The sequence below is a fragment of the Kitasatospora sp. NPDC004614 genome (assembly GCF_042873675.1).
Classification (GTDB): Bacteria; Actinomycetota; Actinomycetes; order Streptomycetales; family Streptomycetaceae; genus Kitasatospora.
In genome coordinates, this window is record NZ_JBIALR010000034.1 from 21,463 (window position 1) to 36,468 (window position 15,006).

Below are 15,006 nucleotides of genomic sequence, written 5' to 3' on the forward strand. Positions count from 1 at the left end.
CAACTACCAGCGCAGCAGGACGAGTTCGGAGGAGAAGCCAGGGCCGAGCGCCAGCATCAACCCGAACGAGCCCGGTGGCGGCGGGCCTTGGTCGATCACGTCGCGCAGAATGTGCAGCACCGACGCCGAGGACAGGTTGCCGCAGCGCGCCAGTGACTCCCGGCTCGGCGCCAACGCGGCATCCGGCAGGCAGAGTTCCTCACCCAGCACGTCCAGCACCCGGGGCCCGCCCGGATGGCACACCCAACTGCCCACGTCCCCCGGCTTCAAGTCGTGCGCGGCCAGGAAGGACGCCACCTCCTCGCCGACGTGCAGCCGCACCAGCTCCGGCAGGTCGGGTCCCAGCAGGATCCCGAACCCGGAGGCGCCGACCTGCCAGCCGAGCAGCCGCTCCGTCCCCGGGTACAGCCGGCTCCGGGTCGCCACCACCGTCGGCCCACCGCCTGCCGCCGGGTGCTCCTCGCCGACCGCGAGCAGCGCACCCGCGCCGTCCCCGAACAGCGCGGTGGCCAGCAGGTTCGGCGGCGAGACGTCCGTCCGTTGCAGCGTCAGCGAGCACAACTCGGTGGCCAGCAACAGCGCCACCCCGCCCGGCCGCCCCGTCAGCACCTCGTCCACCACGGCCAACCCGCCCGCCCCGCCGGCGCACCCCAGGCCGAACAGCGGTACCCGCCGCACGTCCTGGCGCAGACCGAGCCGGGACGCGATCCGCGCCTCCAGCGAGGGAACGGCGATTCCGGTGACGGTGGTGGAGACCACCACGTCGACCTGCTCCGCGTCCATCCCGGCCGATCTCAGTGCCAACTCGGCTGATCTGTGGGCGAGTTCGGATGCAGCCTCCAACCAGGCATCATTGGCCTGCCCGAACCCGTCGAACTCGCCGTATCGCTCCAACGGGAACATCAGGTGCCGGAACTCCACCCCCGCTCCCGCGAAGAACCGCTCCGCCAGCGCCAGTTCGTCCCCCGCTCCACCCCGCAGCGCCGCCAGCCCAGCGCCCAACTTGCCCTGCCGGTACCGATGGGGCGGAAGGACCCCGCTCACTCCCGCGATCCGCGTCACCGACCCAGGATAGGGACCGAACCCACCCGAACCGGGCAAATCCCGCACGCCGGGCGCGTCCTGCAGGTGGTCGGAGACCTCGGTTGTCAGAGGCGGAGCGTGCTCCAGCCGCGGGTGATCTCGTCGCGGACGTCCATGGTGCCGTCCGGTTGCGGGGACGCCAGCAGCGCGAGCAGCGCGGTGCCGTCGGCCGGGCGGGCGGCCGGGTCGGGGGTGAGAGCACGCGCGACCACCGCGGCGAGCGCCGGGTCCAGGGCGCGGACAGCGGCGAGGGCGGCCTGGTCCGGGCCGGTGTCGATGATGCGGCGGATCACCCCGCCGGTACTGGTCGCCGCGAATGGGCTGGCCCCGTGGGCGGCGCACACCACGCAGCACGCCCACGCCCAGATGTCGGCGGCCGTACCCACGCGTTCGTCGCCGAACTGCTCCGGAGCCATGTACGTCAGCGTGCCCGGCCCCGCGCCCGTCATGGTCAGCCGGGTGCCGTCCACCAGTGCCGCGATACCGAAGTCGAGCAGCCGGGGCCCCGCCGAGGTCAGCATGATGTTCGCCGGCTTGAGGTCGCGGTGCACCAGGCCGAGCCGGTGAACGCCCGACAGCGCCACCGCCAACGCCAGACCGAGCGCGCGCAGCGCCTCCGGCGAACGCACCGGACCGTTCTCCCGCAGGTGGGCGTCGAGCGGCCGCCCGTCCAGCAACTCCATCGCGAGGAACGGACGCCCCGCGTCCACCCCCGTGTCCAGCACCCGCGCCGTGTACGCCCCCGGCACCATCGCCAGCACCTCGGACTCCCGCTGGAACCGGCGCAACAGGTCCGGATCGTCCAGCAGTTCGAGGTTGATCGTCTTCAACGCGACCTGAGTGGCCGCGCCCTCGCGCCGCGCCAGGTACACCGTCCCCATGCCGCCCGCCCCGATCCGGCCGAGCAACTGGTACCCGCCGATGCTGCGCGGCTCGTGGCCGCTCAACGGCTGGTGCGGCACCTGGGCGGGCGCCGGGGCCTGCACCGGGGGAGTCGGGGTGGCGATGGCTGTCGCCGGGGCGGTGAACGCCATGGCAGGCGGGACGGAGGGCTGGACGGGCGGCTGGGCGTAAGGCTGTTCGTACGGTTGTCCGTACGGTTGTCCGTACGGTTGTCCGTACGGTTGTCCGACCGGAGCGGCGGGCGACGGTGCGGCGGGCGATGGTGCGGGGCGACGGCGGGCGGTGATCAGCGCCACCGTCTGGAACACCAGCGCACCGATCACCACACCCAGCGGCAGCACCAGCACCGCCAGCACCGCGAGCACCCAGAGCACGACCCGTTCCCGCCGGCGGAACCGCCCGTCCGCGGCCACCTCGGGCGGCATGCCGACCGTCAGCAGCGCCCGCCCGACCCGGTGGGTGAGCAGCAGCAACGCGCCCACCAGCACCGCCGAGACACCCCACAGCCAGAACCGCGGGCTGCCGTTGTGCACTCGGAGTGCCATCGCGAACGGGTGCTCGTCGGCGAACGCCGCCGGGCTGCGCAACACCAGGAAGCCGAAGTTCGGGACGAGGTACATTCCGACCTCGAGCGCGGCCGCGACCACCGCGCACACCACCAACTCGCCCACCACCGGCCCGACACCGGGCGGCGCCGCCCCGACCGCGGTGGCCACGGCCCGCGCCCGGAGCGTGCGCTGGGAGCGCCGCAACAGCGGCAGGGACAGCATGCGGATGACCAGTGCCAGCAACAGCACGACTGGCAGGTCAACGGCGAGATCGGTCTCCAGCACCGTCGGATTCCCCCTGGTCGGCCGGTGAACGGGCACCGGGAGTATATGCGCGCCGCGTCCCTTCGGACGGGACAACTCCGTTACTCCACACGCTTCTTGACATTCCCTCGCATCTCGTCCCGGTGCGCGGTCGGCGCGGTGATCCCACGTCGTTGCTCCGTCGGCGGCTAGCTTGACGGGCATGAGCGGCGCGGCAGCGGTGGTGTCCAGGGGGCTGGTCGGGGGACTGGTACGGGCCTGCCATCCGGTGCCGGCCGCGGCCGTGACCGGACTTGCCGGGGCGATGGCCGTCGGTGCCGGACGCGGGCTGGTCGGGACGCTGCTCACCGGCGGCGCGGTCGCCGCCGGGCAACTGTCGATCGGCTGGAGCAACGACCTGATCGACCGGCAGCGGGACGGGGCCGCCGGGCGCACCGACAAGCCGCTCGCCGCCTCTGAACTGCCCGTGCATCAGGTCGTGACGGCCACCGGCTGGGCCGTCGCCTGCTGCGTGCTGCTGTCGGCGGCGTGCGGGGTCGCGGCGGCGACGGTGCACCTGCTGGCGGTGGCCGCCGGCTGGGCGTACAACCTCCGGCTGAAGGCCACCTGGTGGTCCTGGCTGCCGTACGCGGTCGCGTTCGCCCTCCTCCCCGCCTTCGTCACTCTCGCCCTCCCCGGCCGCCCCTGGCCCGCCGCACCCGTCCTCGGCGCGGGCGCACTGCTCGGCATCGCCGCCCACTTCACCAACGTCCTACCGGACTTGGCCGCCGACCACGCCGCCGGCATCCGAGGCCTCCCGCAACGCGCCGGCGCCCGCACCTCGGCCCTCACCGCCGTCCTCGCCGCAACCGCCGCCGCCCTCCTCCTCGCCCCCGGCTGGCCCGTCCTCGCCATCACCACCCCACCCGCCCTCGCCACCCTGCTCGCCCCCCGCGGCCGCCTCCCCTTCCTGTCGGTCATCGCGGCGACGGCGGTGGCGTTGGCTCTCCTGCTGCTCAACGGCGGCCTTTAGCGGAGCGCAGCGGGGCTCAGACCGGGCGGTCGGGGTCGTCGAGCCAGGCGTGCCAGCCCGTCGGAGTGACGGTGAGCCCGAGCCGTTCGACGCCGGGCTCGCCCGCATGCTGCCACCAGGCGAGGGTCTGTTCGAGGTCGTCCCACAGGCGGCGGTCGCCGTACTGGCGGACGTGGTGGACGTCCTCGCCCTCGCGGAAGGTCGCGGCCGCCCACGCCGGGGCGGTGAGGGAGTACAGCCACAGGGTGCGGGCGCCGTCGTCGTGGGTCTGGACTGCGTGGGTCACGTCCCGCAGGCGAAGACCGGCGACGAACGGGAACGGGTCGAACTTGCCGTGCGGAGGCAGGGCGTGAGCGGTGGTGCTCTCGGCGACGGTGCCGCCGGTCGGCGGGGGCGCGGGCCAACTCAGGCGCTGGGAACGCATCTTCATGAACTCGACGGGCTGGAGGAACGGCCCGGAAGCGGTGCCGTCGGCGTGCACGGTGAGGCGGACCAGCGCGTCGGCGTTGGAGTAGTGGGTGCCGAACGGTGCGAGGACCAGCCCGCCGGGCCGGGTCTGCTCGATCCAGACGCGGGGGATGCCGCGCAGGCCGTAGGTGGCGATGGTGCGGTCGTACGGAGCGCCGTCCGAGTGCCCGTGCACGCCGTCCCCGCAGACGGCGTGCAGCCGGTAACCGGCGGCGTGCAGACGGGTGCGGGCGTGGGCGGCGACCTGTGGGTCGATCTCGACCGTGGTGACATTGGCGTCGCCGAGACGGTGGGCGAGCAGGGCCGCGTTCCAACCGGTGCCGGTACCCTGCTCGATCACCCGCATCCCCGGCTTGACTTGCAGATGGTCGAGCATCGAGGCGACCAACGACGGCTGCGAGGCCGAACTGGTGGGCACCGTACCCGGCCCGGTGCCCCGGTGCTGTCCGTCGTCCCACTGCGTGACGATCGGGATGTCGGTGATCGCGGCGGCCAGCCACCCGGCCTCGTCGGCGGTGCGGTCGATGGCGCGGCTGGTGCCGGTGGCCATGTCGTGGGCCCAGACCAGGCCGGGCAGGAACAGAGAGCGCGGGACGGCGTCGAAGGCCGCTGCCCAGTCGGAGGAGACGGGGAAGGACCGCCCCGCACAAGGGCGGTCCTCCTGCTCGGGGACGAGCGTCACTTGCGCCGTCCCCCGTTTCCGGGCGGCGGTCCGCCGTCGGGGGACGGAGGGGTGGGTGGCGGTGTCCACGGCGTGCCGGGGTGGCGGTCGCCTCCACCGCTGCCTGTGTCGTCGATGTGCATGTCGGCCTCCTTGCCGTCGCTGTCGTTTGCCGGCGCGGTGGTTCGACGGTAGGGAACAGCAGGCGGTGCCCTCAACGAAGTTGCGCAATCTTGCGCGTCGTCACTCGAGCGTGGCGATCGCAGCGGTGATCAGTTGACGGGCTCCCGCTCCGTGGACGGCCATGGACGCAAGATCGGCGAAGGTACGCACGTAGTCGGCGACCTCGCGCGACTGGGTGATCCGCAGGTAGCCGGAAGTCAGCTCGACAGCCACCTCGGCCTCGTCGAACAGGTAGAAGTCCTCGACCGGCAGGTGCGGCCGATCCGCCCCGGTAGGGATGACACCGACGCTGACGAAGGGACTGGAGGAAACCGCGAGCAGGTGGCGGAGCTGGGCCGCCATTGCCCCGGGATCGCACACCGTGGCACGCAGCACCCACTCCTCGATGAGCAGACCGAACCGGTGCCGGCCGGAGAACAGCATCCGCCGGCGCTCCAGGCGGGCCTCCACGGCATCGTCGACGTCGTCGACCTCGACACGGGCACGTTGGATCGAGCGCAGCACGGCGGTGGTGTACTCGGGGGTCTGCACCATGCCTGGCATGACACGACTGGCGTAGACACGGAACAGGCCGGTGCGCCGGTATAGCGCGGCGACGGACTCCTGGGCGGCGCGCAGCCCGCTGCGCTCCAGTCGGCGCCACTCGGTGTACATCGAGTCGACGGTACGGGCGGCGGCGATGAGGTCCGGGGCCTGGTCACCGGCGCCGCAGGCGGTGCACCAGGCGCGCAGGTCGGCCTCGGAGGGGGCGGACTTGCCGCTCTGGATCCGGGAGGTCTTCGCCGGGTGCCACCCGCAGCGGGCGGACAACTCGTCGCCGGTCAGGCCGGCGTCCTTACGCAGACCGACCAGGCGGCGGGCGAGCGCCTTGCGGGCCTCGACGACGCTGGACGACGGTGACGACGACATGGTGCAGGCGCCTGGCGGGTGGTCGGAGCGCCGGGTCAGAGTGCGAACTGCGAGTGCGGGACGGCCCGTTCCCACACCGCTTCGAAGGCTGTGGTCACCGTCTTCACGAGGGCCGGGTCTTCGGTCACTTCGTGGCCGGCCCACTCGCCGGCGCCGGTGAACCAGTGAAACAGGACCAGACGGTCGTCGATCAGCCACAGGTCGTTGCCCGGCAGCGCAAGGTCGGACGCCTTCGACCGGGGCAGCCAGCGGACCTGCTCGCCGAGCGCGATGTTGTGCCGCTCGGTGATCGCGTGCTCCCAGCGGATGTAGGCACTGGCCGGCTCCGAGACGATCCTTGCCCGGCGCATCGCCACCCCGCGTCCCACGGTCTCCCGAACCAGGGCGGCCCAGGCGATGTACTCGTCGGGCAGGTCGTACGCCTCGGGCTGCCCGACCGGCAGACCGGCACGCCAGTCGGCGAACACCGGGTCCTCCATGTAGGAGTCCCGCATCTCCAGGTGGCACGCGGAGCGCTCAGCACTCCTCAGCAGGGTGCCAAAGTCCGGCACGCTCGGCTTCATCGCACACCTTCCTCAAGAACGGGATCATCCGGACCGGGATCCTTACGACGCCCTCGTGGTCCGGCACGCCGATGTCGTGGCCCGGTGCCCACTCGGTACCGTTCCCGGTTGCTGACGGAGCGTCAAGGGCGCGCAGACGCGGGTGAGAGCGGGAAGCGTCGTGTGAACCACCCGTTCGCACTGAGCGCTGTCGAGACCGGACAGCGCATCCCGGCGCTGCCGTTCTCGATCCTGCCGGTGAGTGCGGGCGTGCGGCTGCTCGACTTTCGCGTGGTCCCCACCGGAGAGCCCTCATCCAACCGGCAGAGCCGCCGGGGGATTTCGTGCTGGGTATCACTGTGGACGGCGCCCACGTCTGCGTCGCCCAAACGTTGCCGGGCCGCGGATGGTCGTGACCGGTCGTCACAACCACCCTGCGGCCCGGATCAGGAACGGATCAGTTGTGGCGGCCCTTGCGGCGGCTGAGGGCGACAGTGAGGCCGCCGATCAGCAGCAGGGCGCCGCCGGTCGCGGCGGTGCTGAGGACGGTGGTGCCGGTGCTGGCGAGGACGCCAGAGGTCTGCGACGACGTGGTGGCCGACGGGGTCTGGGTGTCGGGCGAGGCCGGCGGGGTGGAGGAGGTCGACGGGCCGGGGGTGCCGGGGGTCTCGCTGCCGCCGGTGGGTGTCGGTGTCGGCGACGGGGTGGGCGACGGGGTGGTGGCGTCCTTGACCGTGAGGTCGGTGGTGCAGGCCGTCTCGTTGTCGCAGTCGCCGCGCGGGTCGTCCGGTGCGAAGGCGGAGGTGGACAGCTTGCGGTCGCCCTTGCCGTTGACGGTCACGGAGTAGGTGATCGTCGCGCTGCCTTCGACCGGGAGGTCGCCGGTCCAGAGCAGCCTGCCGTCCTTGACCTCGGCGGTGCCGAGGTCGGCGGTGACGTCGCCGTTGTAGTCGGCGTCGTCCAGCACCTGCGACAGGTCGTCGAGGATCCGGGCGGTCTTGACCGCGCCGTCGCCGTGCTGGGCGACCTTCACGGTGTAGGTCACCTTGTCGCCGGGGTGCACGACCGAGCCGGACTTCGGGTCGGAGTTCTCCGTGAAGGTGTACGTCCCGACCGGGGCCGGGTCGTAGGTGTACTGGCCGGTGCTGGTGCCGGCGGGGGTGGTGACCACGACGGCGACGGGGCCGGGGAGCTCGGCGGCGGGGACGGTGGCGGTGATCCGGCTGTCGCTGTCGACGGTGAAGTCGGTGGCCGGGGTGGAGCCGAAGGAGACCCCGGTCGCCCCGGTGAAGTGGCTGCCGGTGATGGAGACGGTGGTGCCGCCGGCCAGCGGGCCGTGACCGGGCTCGAGGCCGTTCACCACGGGGGCCGGGGCCGCGACCTGCGTGTCGAGGGTGGCGCTTCCCATCGGACCGTTGCGGGTGTCGGTGGCGGAGGCGGTAGTGGTGACGGTTCCGCCCGCGGTCGGCTTGACGGTGAGGGTGATCGACACCGGGGTGCCCATGCCGGCGAGGTTCCAGCACGAGACGGACGATCCCGACTCGACGTTGCACGACCAGTCCCAGACCGAGGTGAGTGCGCTCGTCACGCTGGCGGCGGCACCGGTCAGCTTGACGTTGACCATCGGTGCGCCGGTGCGCTGGTCGGTGTTGGGGAGGTTGATGGTGAGGGTGTAGGGGGTGTCCGTCGGCACGGGCGCGGCCGGGCCGTTGATCTGCACGACGGAGTCGGCGTGCGCGGGTGCGGCCAGGGTCAGCAGGCCGAAGGTGGTGGTCGCCGTGGCGAGCAGCGCCGCGGTGCGCCGGGCCGGCGTCGCGGCGAGTATGGAACGGGACATGAACACCCTTCATGAGGGGTCGGGCCGCGCCATGACGGGCGATGCCGGTCCGGCGGGGCCGAGCGGGGGCGCGGCCGCCCGCTGAACGGCAGTTGTTGGTGGGCGCTCGCCGCACTCGGCCGCCGATGGTGACACCAGGGCGTCGGCGATGTGGGCGCAGTGCCGACGGAGATCCTTCCACACCTTTCACAACCGGACCGCGCATTCATCAAATCGCGATCCGACAATCTGATGAATCGTCAAGTGGTGGAGGTCTCGGCGAGGTTCGAGGGGTCTCGATGGACAGGGCGGCAGGGGTGCGATGTGATGGCTTCGACTGCCCGCCGCACGGAGCGGGTCGGGCTTGGGGGTTGCTGTTGGTGGCCCGGGTGCTGATCGATGCCGCGCTGGCCAGGCGGCTGGTTGACGTGCAGTTCCCGCAGTGGGCGGGGCTGCCGCTCAGGCTTCTGGAGGCCGCCGGATCGGATCATGCGATCTTCAGGCTGGGCGGCGAGTTGGCCGTACGCCTGCCCCGGCACGCGGATGCTGCGGGGCAGGCGCAGAAGGAACTGGAGTGGCTGCCGCGGCTCGCGCCACGGTTGCCGTTGGCGGTACCCGTGCCGGTGGCCGTCGGCCGGCCCGGGTTCGGGTATCCGTGGGCGTGGGGGGTGAGCCGGTGGCTGGACGGGGAGGTGGCCACCGTCGAGGCGCTGGGGGAGTCGGCGGGGGCGGCCGTCCAACTGGCCGGGTTTCTCAGGGCACTTCAGGGGTGCGCGCACGGGGGAGCCGAGAGCGGCGGTGAGGAGCTGGCCGAGCGGGACGAGGACACCAGGGCCGCCATCGCCGCGCTCGACGGTGCGTTCGACGGCGCCGCCATGACGGCGCTGTGGGACGCGGCACTGGCCGCGCCGGCGTGGGGACGGCCGCCGGTCTGGCTCCACGGCGACTTCCACACCGGCAACTTGCTGACCAGCGGCGGCCGGCTCAGCGCGGTCATCGACTTCGGCGGCCTCGGCCTCGGTGACCCGGCCTGCGACCTGACCATCGCCTTCACCCTGCTGTCGCCCGCGAGCCGGACCGCCTTCCGCGACGCACTCCACGTGGACGACGCGACCTGGACCAGGGGCCGCGGCTGGGCACTGACCACCGGCCTGAACGCCTACACCCACTACGCCGCCGCCAACCCGCGCGTCGCCGCCCAGACCACCCGTCAGATCACCGAGGCACTGCGCGGCTGACCGGAGAAGCACCCTCAGGTGGCCGCGCCGCACAGCGCGCAGTCGACCAGGTCGTCGAGGCGCTGCGCGGCCGGCCGGGGAAGCGACGTCAGGCGGAGAACCCGCCGCCCACGGCGATCACCGCGCCGGTGACGTAGCGCGCGTCGGGGCTCGCCAGGTGGGCGACGGTGGCGGCGATCTCGATGCTTGTCCGAGCGCGAGGCCGTCGCTGGCGGCATTCGGACTGCGTCGCGGGTCGTCAGGCGTACGCCCGGGCCTCCGCCAGGATCGCTTCGGCGCCCTGGTCGAGCAGCAGCCCGGCCACCGCGATGCCGAGCTTCTCCGGCCCGGCCGGGGTGCCGGACAGTCGGGCCTCCACCTGCCGGGTGCCGTCCACCGAGGTGACTTGGCCGTGCAGGGTGAGGATGCCGTCCACGGTGCGGGCGAACGCGCCGACCGGGACGGAGCAGCCGCCGTGCAGTTCGGCGAGCATCGCGCGTTCCGCCCGTACCTCGGCGTCGGTGTCCAAGTCGCCGGTGCCGTCCAGGAGTTCGCGGGCCAGGGCGTTGTCGGCGCGGACCTGGATGCCGAGCGCACCCTGTCCGGGGCTGGGCGGGAACAGTTCGACGGGGAGGAGTTCGGCGATCTCCTCGGCCCGGCCGAGGCGGCGCAGGCCGGCGGCGGCCAGCACCACCGCGTCCAGGGTCTTCAGCCGGGCGAGCCTGGTCGGCACGTTGCCGCGGATCCGCTCGGGCTGCAAGTCCGGTCGGACGTGCAGAAGTTGGGCGATCCGGCGGGCGGCGGAGGTGCCCACTCGGGCGCTCGGCGGCAGTGCGGTCAGCCGGGATCCGCACAGTGCGTCGCCGACGTCCGCGCGGGGCGGCGGCGGGAGCAGGATCAGGCCGTCCGGGTTCTCGGTGGGCAGGTCCTTGAGCGAGTGCACGATCACGTCCACCTCGCCGTTCACCAGCGCCGAGACCTGGTTGGTGGAGAACGCCGAGCCGCCGCCACGCTCCGACACCTCCCGCAGCGCGGCCTTCCGGTCCAGGTCGCCGTCCTCCAGGATGATCCGGTGGCGGATCACCAGCCCGGGGAAGCGCTCCCGGACCGGTGCGAGGAACTCCCGGACCTGGGCCCGCGCCAGCTGGCTGGCCCGCGACCCCACCACCAGTTCGACCATCGTCAACTCCCGCTAGTCTCCGTCACCCTGACGGCATGCTAGACCCTGGCGAGCGTTCCGTTTTCCGACGGAATGTCGGGAACCGTGGTAGTGGGGCGTTCCAGCCGGAGCAGGGCGGGGACGGCGGCCAGCGAGGCGGCCAGCAGGAACAGCCAGGGCCAGGCCGGGCCGTGGACGAACAGCAAGGTCAGCAGGCCCGGAGCGAGCGCCTGGCCGATGCTCCAGGAGAGCTGATTGACCGCCAGGTACCGCCCGCGGCGCGCCGGATGGGCGAGCGCCACGCTCAACTCCTCGCGGCCCGGCGTGGCGACCGTCTCGGCCAGGTTGTACACCAGCATCGCGGCAATCAGCCCGGCGCCGACCACCCACCCGGGCGCGCCGGGCAGCAGCGCGAAGACGGCGAAGGCGAACGCGTTCAGCACCGCGCCGGCGGCCACCGCCCGGGTCGGCCGGACGCCCTCCACCAGCCGCGACACCGGGCTCTGGGTGGCCACCACCTGCAGGCCGTTGAGCACCAGCAGCGCACCGGCCACCGAGGCATCCAGGCGCAGCGCCTCCGTGACGTGCAGGGCGATCAGCACACTGAGCGCCATCGAGGCCAGCACGAACGACAGGTTCGCCGTCACCATCAGCAGGTACCGCCGGTCCGCCAGGACGGCCCGGTAACCGCCCTGCGCGGACGGCGGCTCCGGGGCGGCGGGCGGTTCCGGCGTGGCGGGCGGTTCCGGCGTGGCGGGCGACGACGGGGAGTCGGGCACCGGCTGGACGCCGGGCACCGCCGGGACGTCCGGCCGCCACGCCGCCAGCAGCGCGCCCGCCGCCAGATACGAGGCCGCGTTCAGCACCACCAGCAGCCGCAGCCCGCCCGCCCCGCCGTCGCCCACCAGCAGCGCGCCCAGCGCACCGCCCACGCCCATGCCGGTGTTGCGCAGCGTGGACACCAGCGCGAACCAGCGGGTCCGTTCCGCGGGCGGCGAGGCCAGCACCACCAGCCCGGTGCTGGCCGTCCAGTACCCGGCCTGGCCGACCTGGGCGAGCAGGCAGACCGGCACGATCAGCCACATCCGGTCGGCCAGCAGGAACCCGGCGTACGCCAGCCCCGACAGTACGTTGGCGGCGGCCGCCACCGGCCGGGCGCCGTAGCGGTCGATCAGCAGGCCGACGCCCAGCGCGGTCGGCAGGGCGAGCAGCCGGGCGGCGGAGACGGCCGCGCCGATCGCGGTCAGTGACAGGGGGGTGGTGCGGGCGAAGTACACCAGGGTGAAGGCGAGTACCAGCCCGGTACCCAGGCTGTCGATCAGGTGGGAGCCGATCAGCCGGCGGTGGCGGCCCGCGGAGGCGGGCAGCCCGAGGCGGTCCCGGAGCGGGACGGGGGGAGCGGTGGTCATGGGTCCAGGCTTCCTGGGATGATCACTCGCGCCCAGGAATTCGATCCTGGTCGAATCCTCGCCGCGCAGAAGTCGGAAGAGCCGTTGCTGACCTGGGAGTTCTCCGCGCAGGACCTGGCCCGCACCAGGTTCGCCCACTCGCCGCTGTGTGAACTCGTCACCAGCGTCGAGGTGCTCAAGGACCCGGGCCGGCGCGCCGTCCACCTGCCCTGGGTGCGGCAGGCCAGGAAACAACTGGCCGATGTCTCCTGGGAGTTACTCTCCCAACTGGTCCGGCTGCCCGCCGTGTACGTGCCGGACTTCCTCACCCCCGTGCCGGCCGGCAGCAGCCCCACCCTGGGCGAGCAGCTGGCCGACCTGGCCGCCCTGGAGCCCGCCGCCGTCCGCCGCGACCTCGCCCGGATGGACGGCGAACTGCCGTCGCTGGTCGCCGAGTTGGCCCGCGACCCGGAGACCGGGAAGGCCCGGCTGGTGAGCGAGCTGCGGGCCTACTGGCAGGCCGCGATCGCGCCGCACCAGGCCCGGATCGACCGGCTCGTCGAGGGCGAAATCCTGCGCCGTGCCCGGCAGATGGCGGCCGGCGGACCGGCCGGGCTGTTCACCGACCTGCATCCGTCGGTGAGTTGGGAGCGCGACCTGCTGCGGATCGGCCACCGCCACTTCGACGCGCACCGGCGGCTGGACGGCGAACGCGGACTCGTGCTGGTCCCCACCGTGTTCGCCTGGTCCGGCGTGTTCTCCCAGCTCAACCCGCCCTGGCAGCCCGGCCTGGTCTACCCGCCGCGCGGCGTCGCCACGCTGTGGGAGGCCGGCACCACCGGCACGGCCGAGGGCCTGGCGCGAGTCCTCGGCCGGGCCCGCGCCCAGCTGCTCGCCGAACTCGACGCCCCCGCCACCACCACCGAACTCGCCGCCCGCACCGGCCTGTCCGCCCCCACCGTCTCGCACCACCTGCACGCCCTGCACGACGCCGGCCTCGCCGCCCGCCACCGCACCGGCCGCACCGTGCTCTACCTGCGCACGGCGGCGGCCGAACTGCTCTGCGGCGACCGCTAGTTGGATCAGAGCCCGAACACGCCGTACGAGAACCCGTCCGCGTGCAGCACCGAGTGCGTCAGCGACACGCCCCGCCCGAACAGCAACCGCCCCGGCAGCTCCCGCTCCACCGGCAGGTGCGCGGGCGTGCGGCGCGGGTTGACCACCACCAGGTAGCGGCCGTCGCGCAGGTACGCCAACGGGTAGCCGGTGTGCAGCAGTTCGACCGACCCGTCCGGCCCGAGGCCCGGGTGCGCGCGGCGCAGCGCGATCAACTGCCGTACCTGGTGCAGCAGCGAGGACTGGTCGGCGCGCTGGGACGCCACGTCCGGACGGCCCGGCGCCGGGTCCAGCGGCAGGTAGAAGCGCTCGGCGGGCGCGGTGGAGAACCCGGCGTCCGGCGTCGCGTCCCACTGCATGGGGGTGCGGCAGCCGGCCCGGTTGTAGTGCGGGCCGAGCACGCTGCCCTCGGTGTCCGGCAGGCCCGGCACGAAGCGCATGCCGATCTCGTCGCCGTAGTAGATCGCCGGGACGGTCGGCCAGGTCAGCTGGAAGGTGAACGCCGCCGCCAACTGCTCGCGGGTGCGCGGGCCGCAGGCCAGTCGCGAGTAGTCGTGGTTCGCGGTCGGCAGCGAGGCGAAGCCCCGGCCGTCCATGGCCTGCGCGGTGCGCTCCCACTCGGCGACGAACGGCTGCATCGAGCCCTGGCCCTCGGCGTCGAAGTAGCAGTCCTGCCGCGGCCAGTGCTCGTGCACGGTGCCCGCGCCGTTGTCCCACAGCGAACGCAGCGCGGCTCCGTCGTCCGGGCCGCCGAACTGGAGGAAGAAGTCGCCGTGGAAGCCCATGGGCACCGAACGCGCCGGGTCGCCCCACTCGGCGAGGATCACCTGGTCGGGGTGGTGGGCGTCCATCCAGGCCCGGGTCTCCCGCCACAGCCTGCCGGTCTCGACGAACCCGGGGTCGTCCTTCACCAGCGAGGACGCCATGTCCACCCGGAAGCCCGACACGCCCAGGCCGAACCAGTGCGTCATGATCTCCCGCAGCGCCGCCCGGTTCGCCCGCGGGCCCTCCGCGTCCACCGGCTGCCGCCAAGGCTCCGTCGAATCCCGTTGCGCGTAGCCGAAGTTGAGGGCGGGCTGGAAGTCGAAGAAGTTCGGCTTGTACCAGCCCGGCCGGCTCCCGGGCGAGGCCACGAACCCGGGCGCGGGACGGTCCGCCCAGATGTACCGGTGGTCGGCCGGGTCGCCGGCCGACCGAGCGAACCACGGGTGCTGGTCCGAGGTGTGGCCCGCCACCAGGTCCAGCAGCACCCGGATCCCCGCTCGGCGGGCCGCGTCCGTGAACTTCGCCAGATCCTCCGGCGCGCCGTACCGCGGCGCGGTGGTCAGGAAGTCCGCGACGTCGTACCCGGCGTCCCCGAACGGTGAGGCGAAGCACGGGTTCAGCCACACCGCGTCCACGCCGAGCCACTGCAGGTACTCCAGCCGCTCCGTCAGCCCCGCGAAGTCCCCGATCCCGTCGCCGTTCCCGTCCGCGAAACTCTGCGGATAGATCTGGTACAGCACCGCACCGCGCACCCAGTCCGTCCCCACACCCGTCCCCTTCCGTCCCGACCGCCACAGTGCTGCCGTTCTCCTCTGCCATGCCCGGCGTGGGGCCGGGAAAACGGTGGACGGCGGTGCCCGACCTTCGTGTGTCGGGTCGGCGGGCCGTTCCGGAAATTCCCCCGCGGGCGGGAACGCGGCCCTACCTGGTGGGAATGCGGGCTCCCTAGGTTTCTCGGCGTGACAACCGGCC

Annotated in this window: 12 protein-coding genes and 1 pseudogene; 3 read left to right on the forward strand and 10 right to left on the reverse strand. The window is 73.1% G+C overall.

Features of this window, described 5'->3' with window-relative positions:
- Positions 1-3: 3 nt before the first annotated feature.
- Both ACFYST_RS36075 and ACFYST_RS36080 read right to left on the reverse strand, forming a co-directional pair.
- Positions 4-1,062 carry a type III polyketide synthase gene (locus tag ACFYST_RS36075; RefSeq protein WP_387868661.1) on the reverse strand — a complete coding sequence of 353 codons (1,059 nt, stop codon included), beginning with the start codon at positions 1,060-1,062 and terminating at the stop codon, positions 4-6.
- Positions 1,063-1,148: 86 nt separating this feature from the next.
- Positions 1,149-2,819: a serine/threonine-protein kinase gene (locus ACFYST_RS36080; protein WP_387868663.1), complete on the reverse strand. Its 1,671-nt coding sequence runs from the start codon at positions 2,817-2,819 to the stop codon at positions 1,149-1,151.
- A 181-nt stretch (positions 2,820-3,000) separates the two neighbouring features.
- On the opposite strand from ACFYST_RS36080, the gene ACFYST_RS36085 reads away from it, so the two are divergent.
- Positions 3,001-3,810: a UbiA family prenyltransferase gene (locus ACFYST_RS36085; RefSeq protein WP_387868666.1), complete on the forward strand. Its 810-nt coding sequence runs from the start codon at positions 3,001-3,003 to the stop codon at positions 3,808-3,810.
- A 16-nt stretch (positions 3,811-3,826) separates the two neighbouring features.
- Here ACFYST_RS36085 and ACFYST_RS36090 read toward each other — a convergent pair whose 3' ends face one another.
- The 4 genes from ACFYST_RS36090 to ACFYST_RS36105 form a co-directional block, all read right to left on the reverse strand.
- The gene (locus ACFYST_RS36090; protein WP_387868668.1) at positions 3,827-4,960 is read right to left on the reverse strand and encodes a methyltransferase domain-containing protein; all 1,134 of its coding nucleotides are present in this window, start codon (positions 4,958-4,960) and stop codon (positions 3,827-3,829) included.
- A 222-nt stretch (positions 4,961-5,182) separates the two neighbouring features.
- Positions 5,183-6,031, reverse strand: a complete 849-nt coding sequence (locus ACFYST_RS36095; RefSeq protein WP_387868670.1) for a helix-turn-helix domain-containing protein — start codon at positions 6,029-6,031, stop codon at positions 5,183-5,185.
- 35 nt (positions 6,032-6,066) lie between these two features.
- Positions 6,067-6,594: a DUF6879 family protein gene (locus tag ACFYST_RS36100; protein WP_387645251.1), complete on the reverse strand. Its 528-nt coding sequence runs from the start codon at positions 6,592-6,594 to the stop codon at positions 6,067-6,069.
- Between the two features lie 436 nt (positions 6,595-7,030).
- A complete protein-coding gene (locus ACFYST_RS36105; protein ID WP_387868671.1) occupies positions 7,031-8,410 on the reverse strand; it encodes an IPT/TIG domain-containing protein in 1,380 nt (459 codons plus the stop codon).
- 359 nt (positions 8,411-8,769) lie between these two features.
- Between ACFYST_RS36105 and ACFYST_RS36110 the strand changes: the two genes are divergently transcribed.
- Positions 8,770-9,627: an aminoglycoside phosphotransferase family protein gene (locus ACFYST_RS36110; RefSeq protein WP_387868704.1), complete on the forward strand. Its 858-nt coding sequence runs from the start codon at positions 8,770-8,772 to the stop codon at positions 9,625-9,627.
- A gap of 88 nt (positions 9,628-9,715) precedes the next feature.
- On the opposite strand, the pseudogene ACFYST_RS36115 reads toward ACFYST_RS36110, so the two are convergent.
- The 3 genes and pseudogenes from ACFYST_RS36115 to ACFYST_RS36125 all read right to left on the reverse strand — a co-directional run.
- A pseudogene (locus ACFYST_RS36115) lies at positions 9,716-9,835 on the reverse strand (SDR family oxidoreductase); the annotation flags it as partial.
- Between the two features lie 30 nt (positions 9,836-9,865).
- Positions 9,866-10,786 (reverse strand): hydroxymethylbilane synthase, encoded by a 921-nt coding sequence (gene hemC / locus ACFYST_RS36120; RefSeq protein WP_387868705.1) that lies wholly within the window; start codon positions 10,784-10,786, stop codon positions 9,866-9,868.
- A gap of 38 nt (positions 10,787-10,824) precedes the next feature.
- Positions 10,825-12,174 (reverse strand): MFS transporter, encoded by a 1,350-nt coding sequence (locus tag ACFYST_RS36125; protein ID WP_387868672.1) that lies wholly within the window; start codon positions 12,172-12,174, stop codon positions 10,825-10,827.
- 18 nt (positions 12,175-12,192) lie between these two features.
- On the opposite strand from ACFYST_RS36125, the gene ACFYST_RS36130 reads away from it, so the two are divergent.
- Positions 12,193-13,230, forward strand: a complete 1,038-nt coding sequence (locus tag ACFYST_RS36130; RefSeq protein WP_387868674.1) for an ArsR family transcriptional regulator — start codon at positions 12,193-12,195, stop codon at positions 13,228-13,230.
- A gap of 5 nt (positions 13,231-13,235) precedes the next feature.
- Here ACFYST_RS36130 and ACFYST_RS36135 read toward each other — a convergent pair whose 3' ends face one another.
- On the reverse strand, positions 13,236-14,801 hold the full coding sequence (locus tag ACFYST_RS36135; RefSeq protein ID WP_387868675.1) for an alpha-amylase family glycosyl hydrolase: 1,566 nt from the start codon (positions 14,799-14,801) through the stop codon (positions 13,236-13,238).
- Positions 14,802-15,006: the final 205 nt, after the last annotated feature.

What these genes read in the sequence shown, in the direction of transcription:
- ACFYST_RS36085 (WP_387868666.1), top strand. Translation starts at nt 3,001, where the DNA reads ATGAGCGGCGCGGCAGCGGTGGTGTCCAGGGGGCTGGTCGGGGGACTG.
- ACFYST_RS36095 (WP_387868670.1), bottom strand. Translation starts at nt 6,031, where the DNA reads ATGTCGTCGTCACCGTCGTCCAGCGTCGTCGAGGCCCGCAAGGCGCTC.
- ACFYST_RS36100 (WP_387645251.1), bottom strand. Translation starts at nt 6,594, where the DNA reads ATGAAGCCGAGCGTGCCGGACTTTGGCACCCTGCTGAGGAGTGCTGAG.
- ACFYST_RS36105 (WP_387868671.1), bottom strand. Translation starts at nt 8,410, where the DNA reads ATGTCCCGTTCCATACTCGCCGCGACGCCGGCCCGGCGCACCGCGGCG.
- hemC (WP_387868705.1), bottom strand. Translation starts at nt 10,786, where the DNA reads ATGGTCGAACTGGTGGTGGGGTCGCGGGCCAGCCAGCTGGCGCGGGCC.
- ACFYST_RS36125 (WP_387868672.1), bottom strand. Translation starts at nt 12,174, where the DNA reads ATGACCACCGCTCCCCCCGTCCCGCTCCGGGACCGCCTCGGGCTGCCC.
- ACFYST_RS36130 (WP_387868674.1), top strand. Translation starts at nt 12,193, where the DNA reads ATGATCACTCGCGCCCAGGAATTCGATCCTGGTCGAATCCTCGCCGCG.